The 5,981-nt window shown below is 64.3% G+C and carries 8 protein-coding genes and 2 pseudogenes; 1 reads left to right on the top strand and 9 read right to left on the bottom strand.

Annotated features, from left to right (window positions below; genetic code table 11):
- Nucleotides 1-99: 99 nt before the first annotated feature.
- From G6048_RS46265 to G6048_RS51685, 7 genes are all read right to left on the bottom strand, one after another.
- Nucleotides 100-1,044: a hypothetical protein gene (locus G6048_RS46265; protein ID WP_165345618.1), complete on the bottom strand. Its 945-nt coding sequence runs from the start codon at nucleotides 1,042-1,044 to the stop codon at nucleotides 100-102.
- 5 nt (nucleotides 1,045-1,049) lie between these two features.
- Nucleotides 1,050-1,289 (bottom strand): hypothetical protein, encoded by a 240-nt coding sequence (locus G6048_RS46270; RefSeq protein ID WP_165345619.1) that lies wholly within the window; start codon nucleotides 1,287-1,289, stop codon nucleotides 1,050-1,052.
- 118 nt (nucleotides 1,290-1,407) lie between these two features.
- The gene (locus tag G6048_RS46275) at nucleotides 1,408-1,659 is read right to left on the bottom strand and encodes a hypothetical protein (RefSeq protein WP_165345620.1); all 252 of its coding nucleotides are present in this window, start codon (nucleotides 1,657-1,659) and stop codon (nucleotides 1,408-1,410) included.
- A 63-nt stretch (nucleotides 1,660-1,722) separates the two neighbouring features.
- Nucleotides 1,723-2,364, bottom strand: a complete 642-nt coding sequence (locus tag G6048_RS46280) for a cupredoxin domain-containing protein (RefSeq protein ID WP_165345621.1) — start codon at nucleotides 2,362-2,364, stop codon at nucleotides 1,723-1,725.
- 12 nt (nucleotides 2,365-2,376) lie between these two features.
- Nucleotides 2,377-3,177 (bottom strand): hypothetical protein, encoded by an 801-nt coding sequence (locus G6048_RS46285; protein ID WP_165345622.1) that lies wholly within the window; start codon nucleotides 3,175-3,177, stop codon nucleotides 2,377-2,379.
- Between the two features lie 23 nt (nucleotides 3,178-3,200).
- Nucleotides 3,201-3,851: a hypothetical protein gene (locus tag G6048_RS46290; RefSeq protein WP_165345623.1), complete on the bottom strand. Its 651-nt coding sequence runs from the start codon at nucleotides 3,849-3,851 to the stop codon at nucleotides 3,201-3,203.
- Nucleotides 3,852-3,960: 109 nt separating this feature from the next.
- Complete coding sequence (locus G6048_RS51685) at nucleotides 3,961-4,167, bottom strand: hypothetical protein (protein WP_328828978.1); 207 nt, start codon at nucleotides 4,165-4,167, stop codon at nucleotides 3,961-3,963.
- A 370-nt stretch (nucleotides 4,168-4,537) separates the two neighbouring features.
- Between G6048_RS51685 and G6048_RS46300 the strand changes: the two are divergent.
- A pseudogene (locus tag G6048_RS46300) lies at nucleotides 4,538-4,684 on the top strand (aminoglycoside phosphotransferase family protein); the annotation flags it as partial.
- A gap of 50 nt (nucleotides 4,685-4,734) precedes the next feature.
- Here the strand turns inward: G6048_RS46300 and G6048_RS46305 are convergent.
- Together G6048_RS46305 and G6048_RS46310 are read right to left on the bottom strand one after the other, a co-directional pair.
- Entirely contained in the window at nucleotides 4,735-5,829 is a 1,095-nt protein-coding gene (locus G6048_RS46305; protein WP_408056244.1) for a WD40 repeat domain-containing protein, read from the bottom strand.
- Between the two features lie 33 nt (nucleotides 5,830-5,862).
- A pseudogene (locus G6048_RS46310) lies at nucleotides 5,863-5,981 on the bottom strand (IS5/IS1182 family transposase); the annotation flags it as partial.

Here is a 5,981-nt window from a genome sequence, read left to right on the forward strand (position 1 = left end):
CCCCACCGCACCCGCCTCCGGAATCCAGGCAGCGGACGCCTGGACACCTTGCCCCTCCACCGCCCAAACGGTGACCTGCTCAGCCGGGTGGGCCGGCTGCTATCTCGTGCGCAGGATGCGCCACGCGTCGTTCGCTTGCTGCGTATACGGAACGCCGCCTACAACAAAGGAATTCACCCCTGAGTCGTCCTCACGGAAGAATGCACCCGGACTTATGTCGTCCGTAGCTTCCAGGCCTGAGGAATGGAAGATTCCGCCCGTGTAAACGTCCTCGATGAACTTTGCCTGGGCTTCCACGCTTGGCAGAGCGAACCAGGAATCTCCGGCGCCCATGCGCGGCTGCCAACTGTACGGATTGTAGCTTGGGCTGAAGACGATACTGTCAAGTTGATGAAGGGCCGAGTTTCCCACATACCGGAATCCACTGAACTGGAATTGCCATGTGTGCACGCACTCGTGGACCAACTTCGGATCGCTGTACATAGGCAGGTAGATCGTGAATCCCATGGTGAAGGGACGTCCGGAGATTCCGAGGACGCCGGCTGGCCCCACTACAAGCTCGATGACGTCGTAGGCCAGCGAGTCTCGGAAGATCGGCCAGAGGAGCTTCCGCTCGTCCTCCGTCAACCGGCGCTTCGCCGGCTGAATCCGGAGCACGGTCTGTACGAGGTCAACGATCCTGAGGGCGACGAAGATTACCGCTCCGATGGCCGAGTAGAAGCCGTCTTTGGCCAGTGTCCAAAGATCCTTCAGCGCCTGGAAGAGTATGTCGCTGTTGCCGAAGAGAAGGGCGACCACGCCAACGACGACGGTGACCACCGCGCACACCGTCCGGTACACCCAGCGCACCACAATGGTGGTGATCCACAGTGACACCTTGACCAGGACGACGACGATCCAACAGAAGAGCTTGTTGAGACATAACGTCCACCAGTTGCAAGGCTCGTCCCGGCACCTCTGTTCCTGCCCGTCTACCCAATGATCGACGGGTTGCAGGACTGTCTCTTCGACACGCTCCGCCTGCTCCTGGCATGACACGGCCATGATGCCTACCCTTCCTCCCGGGCCTGCAGGGCTTCCTCAATATTGCGGACGACCGCATCAAAGCGGCGGTGCGCCCACCAAAGGCCGAGGCACTTGCCAGCTACACCGCCCACAACCCCAGCCGCGATCGTCGGCAGCAAGGCCAGCCCCAGCAGGTAAAGGCAGCCCGCCAGAGCCACTCCGATAGCGCCGACGCCACACCCGCACGCGTTGGCGTACCGCACGAGGTCGCTGTAGAGAGGCATCACCTCCTCTCGCGGCAAAATGTCCAGTCCGCTGAATCTCCGGCCTCGTAGCTCGAACGAGTCCGGCACGACAGTGCTCGAAGTGTCTCGCATCGATCACCCGTTCCGAGGTAGACCGTCACGCTGACCGGCTCCACACGAAGCGCTCCCTACTGCGCACATGTACCGCGGTCTGGTCGTCGAACTGCAGACGGGCAAGAGCCACCGAGCCATCGGCGGCGACGGCGAAGTCGAAGAGTCGCCAGATGCGTTCAGTCGGATTGCCCAGCGCTTGCGAGGCGTAGAACTGAGCCAGCGCCACGCCGTCGACAAGGAAGGTCACCCTCGCATCTGAAGTAGTGAACGGCTGTTCACCGCGGAAATTGCCCACCCAGTTGCGATAGTTAACAGATAGCCTCGTCTGTTCAGGCCGACGGCTGGGACGCTGCTGGGCTCACTGCGACAGCCTGATGAGCGAGGTGTCCGTGATCGCGAGCCCTTCTGATCCGGCGACCGCGAACAGCACAGTCTGGCCAACCACGACGGACAGCTCGGCGGGCTCCACCTTGCTGCCTTCCACCGTGACGATGGAGCCCTGTTTGAGCTCCTCGCGCCACCTCTCGCAGGCCTTGCGGTCCCGGCTATCGACATCACACACCCGGACCACGCCGCAGGCCGTGCCCCCGTTGGCATCCTGCCACGCGTACTCACCAGCGGCGCCGAACACATGGCCGTAGAAGGCCGCGTCGCGCAGCGCGGCACTGGAGAAGGAGCCGTCGGACTCGTCCAGGCCCCACACGCCGTACGGCGGGGTGTCGGCCGCCGCGGCATGCCAGATCACCACATCGCCGGCAGCGATCTCCAACTGCGGGGTGGCAACGGTGAATCCGCCCCGCACTTGCCGCACCTCGACATCGTGCTGGCGCTGGGCGGAGTTGTCGCCCGGCCGCTGCACGGTGATGGAGAAGGGCAGTTCATCCGTTTCCACACAGGCGGCCAGCGGGCCGCCCACGGTGTAGCGAGTCCGTCCTGGCTTGGAGAAACGCTGTCCGAAGCAGTCCAGACTGGTGAGAGCACGGCTGTCCAACGCAGACATAGCGGTCCTTCCTCACGAGGAGATGTCGATGGCGAGGACGAGTTCGTCCTCACCGCCGGAGTCGTCGAGTGTGGCAACCACCGAGTCGAGACGTACGAACACGGCCGAGTCCTGGCCGGAGGCCGGCAGGATCTCGAACAGCCGCGGCGACTTGTACAGCGGAATGCGGAGCCCCGCCACCAGCGGGTTGAGCAACGCCCCTAGCACACCGAGCAGATTGGCCACGGTGAGAGAAGCTAAGATCACGGCGCTGGCGAGGGCGAGCAACGGTCCGATGGCGGGGACCAGGAGCAACGCGGCGGTCACGGCCCCTCCGATCACACCGAGCAGGGCCGTGGCCGCAGGGCCGAGGACCAGTTGGGGCACGCCCACGATGACAGCCTCCACCTTCCATTCGTCCCCGGCGAGCGTGACCGAAGGCCGTACGTCCGCGGTGAAGTCGACGGTGCTGGAATGCGACACCGGCACCTCGATGGTGGGGAAGCTCAGACAGACGCGAGGGGTGCAGACACGGCCGATGAACGGCAGCGTCACGCACACCTGGGGCAGACAGAAGTCGAGGAAGCCGAGGTCGAGGGTGAGTTTCAGCTCGGCGTGATAGCTGAGCCGCACTCCGGCGATCCGGATCACATCGGCCGGCGGCGGAATGATGTCGATGGTGCCTTGTGAGAAGGACGCACTCAGCTCCCATTCGATGGAGAACGGCCCGAACGTGCTGTTCCGCGAGGCGGCCAGCGGTGCGAGCGACGAAATCTCCTTGGACATGATGACGTTGGCCGCGGTCTCGTCGACGGCGGTGAGAATGTCGGGCATGCTTCCTCCGAAGAAGGCCACCGCTAGACGGCCGCGCCATACAGCTTGAGTTGGTCGTCCTCGGTTTCTGGTCCGCGCAGCAGGTTCAGTGAGAACGCGCCGGCGCGCAGCGATTCGAACGGCAGAGCCACCGAACTGAGGACGGCCCGCAGCAGGGTGAGCACGAGACACTCGACCAATGACTCGAGCGGGTCGGGCGTGATATCCACGATTTCCACGGCCAGCAGGTCGAGCGAGACAGTTCCCTTTCCCGGGCCGGTCACCTGAACCACGGGCTGTCCCGTCGCCGCCACGCCAAGCCGCACGCCGACCGGCTTCCCGGACCCTTCCCGGTCTGCGGACCGCGAGCACAACAGGGTGAGGTCCACCTCGGTCTGCAGCGAGAACTGCCCGGCCACGAGGTTCAGGGGCGGCGGCAACGGCTGCGTCTGCGGGAAGAAGTCGACCCGCGGAATGGAAAAGCGCACGGCGTAGTCGATCCCGCCCGGCACCCCGGGAAAGGCGATCGTCGGCAACGTGGTCCAACTGCTGGCGGAGGCCGGTACGGCTGCGACACTCGGCGAGGTGCGATAGTTCAATTGCCGCGGCCGGGCTGTGAATACTGCGCTCAGAATCGTATTCAAACCCTGCTCGTTCAGTCCCGCGAAAATATTCTCTGCTTCGGTCAGGCTCATTTCTACCCCCTGGAACCCGCGGGCCGGAGAAGATTCCGTCGGTGTGCGGGTTCGCTGTTTGGCAGCATCCTCTCGCGCTGGAGTGAACGCCAGGCTTTCCCGCTTATGTTCACAATCGGCGGTGATCCCTCCCAATGGCGTCTCGCATGGGTGGTGCGCCAGACATCTCAAGAGGGCACAGGGAAAATGAATTTCGGGCAGAAATTTCGATGACGTAGGCTTCGTAAAGGACCACGGTGCCTGTGTCGGTGTCACGAACATGTGCAGCCAGCGCAGCCCCCCGGTGGGTACGCACGATGATGTCGCCACCGAACACGATGTGGTTGACCGGACGGATGGCCGGCAGCGCCGTGCCGGGTGAACACGACCCGGCCCAGCTGGATACTGTCCATCAGCCTCAGTGCCTCGTCCGCATCCAACTCCACCATTCTGCACGGCCCGGCTTCAGCGCCCGCGTCCTGCCAGCTGGTCTGGAGGAGGTGCCGGACGGATTCATCGCTCACATCGGCCCCCTGCGGGTCGGATCTCGGCGCATTAGCCCGGCCCGGTCGCTGAGTGTGCCGGTCGTTTGCCCCACAAGGAACAGCCGCCGCGCACACCGGAATACGGGCAAGGCGGCGGACGAGACCGCCTCTTATGTGTCTGCCGCAGAAGGTCGCCGCCTGGCTCGCCGACGCTCGCGAGGTGACCTGGACGTGGCCCACTGCTCCACTGCGCTTGTGCTGCTGCACGGAGTGCCCGTCGGCATGCAACTCGCGGATCACTACATCGCAGCCGGTGGAACGCTCAGCGACGACCCTGCTGACCATCTGTACTGGCGTGTGCTGGATGCCAATATTGGGTTTGACCTGGGCTTTCTTTCTTGCGGGTCGCTCTGAGCCGATCACGGCACCGGCCGCTCACCCGACATTGCCGTAGGCAGGGTGCGGATTCGCAATTGGCCGTCTATGCCGCCCGTGGCGAAGAGCCTGCTGTCCGGTGAGAACGCTGATGCCGTCACGTGGCCGCTGTGGCCGATGTGCGGGCTGGGTAGCTTGGTCCAGGTAGTTGTTTCCCAGATGTTGAAGCTGAAGTCCGGTTCCTCCGGATCCTCGGATATCCGGTCACCGCTGATGGCTACGAGGGTGCGCCCGTCTCTGGAGAACGCCATCTCTGTGACCATGTCACCCGAGCACGCCAGAGGCTCGTGGATCATCTGGCGTGTCCGTACGTCCCAGAGCTGGACGTCGTCGCTGCCAGCGGCGAGCACGTCGCCGCTCGGTGCGAGAGCCAGGGCAGTGACGTCCGATGCATGGCCGCGCAAGGGTGCGTCAATCCTTGTCTGCTCCTGTGCCTCCCAGAGCTGGGCGATGCCTCCAACGTGACCGGTGATCAGCAGGCCGTCGGTGGAAAGGACTGGTGCGCTGCTGAGGTTGTTGGCGAAGTGCTTCTCCGCCTTGCGTGGCTGGCGGGGGTCGGTGATGTCCCACCGGCGGATCGTGCGCCCCTTGATGTAGAGGGAGTTGCCATCGGGGGCGAAGAGGAGACTATCGACGACGCCGGCGCTGTCGAGGGATTCTGTGATGAGGGTCCGGCTGTCCACGTCCCACAGCCGGGCGGTTCCGTCCTCGCTTCCTGTTGCCAAGAGCCGGCCGTCGGGAGAGAAGGCCACGCTCAGCACCCGCTCGGTGTGTCCGAAGAGTGCCGGCCCTGCCCTGCGCTGTTCGACGGTGTCCCACAGCTGCACCGCTTTCGCGCCGTGTCCGGTAGCCAGGAGAAGGCCATCCGGAGAGAACGTCATGGCCCAAACCCCGCCCAGGTCGACGGCAGTCGGCGGCAGCTGTACGTGCTGACCCCGCCGTAGAGCGGCCAGGACGACCTGCTCAGACAGAGCAGCATGATGCTCAGTCAGCCGGAGGGCCGGGGTACGGCTGTTCTGTGCATGTGAGGTTCCCCCGCTGTGCGGGAGGGGCTGACTAAGGCTTGTCCCGTAAATGATCTACGACGTGTTGGTTGACCTGCCAGTTCTTCGTCAACCGGCGAGGGTGAGGTTGTGGAGGCGGGCGATGCCGAGCATGGCGTGGTGGACGCCGTCGCCTTTGAGGCGGCAGTCGCGGAGGATCTTCCAGGTCTTCATGCGGGCGAAGGTGT

It is taken from the genome of Streptomyces ureilyticus, from assembly GCF_011045025.1.
Taxonomy (GTDB): Bacteria; Actinomycetota; Actinomycetes; order Streptomycetales; family Streptomycetaceae; genus Streptomyces; species Streptomyces ureilyticus.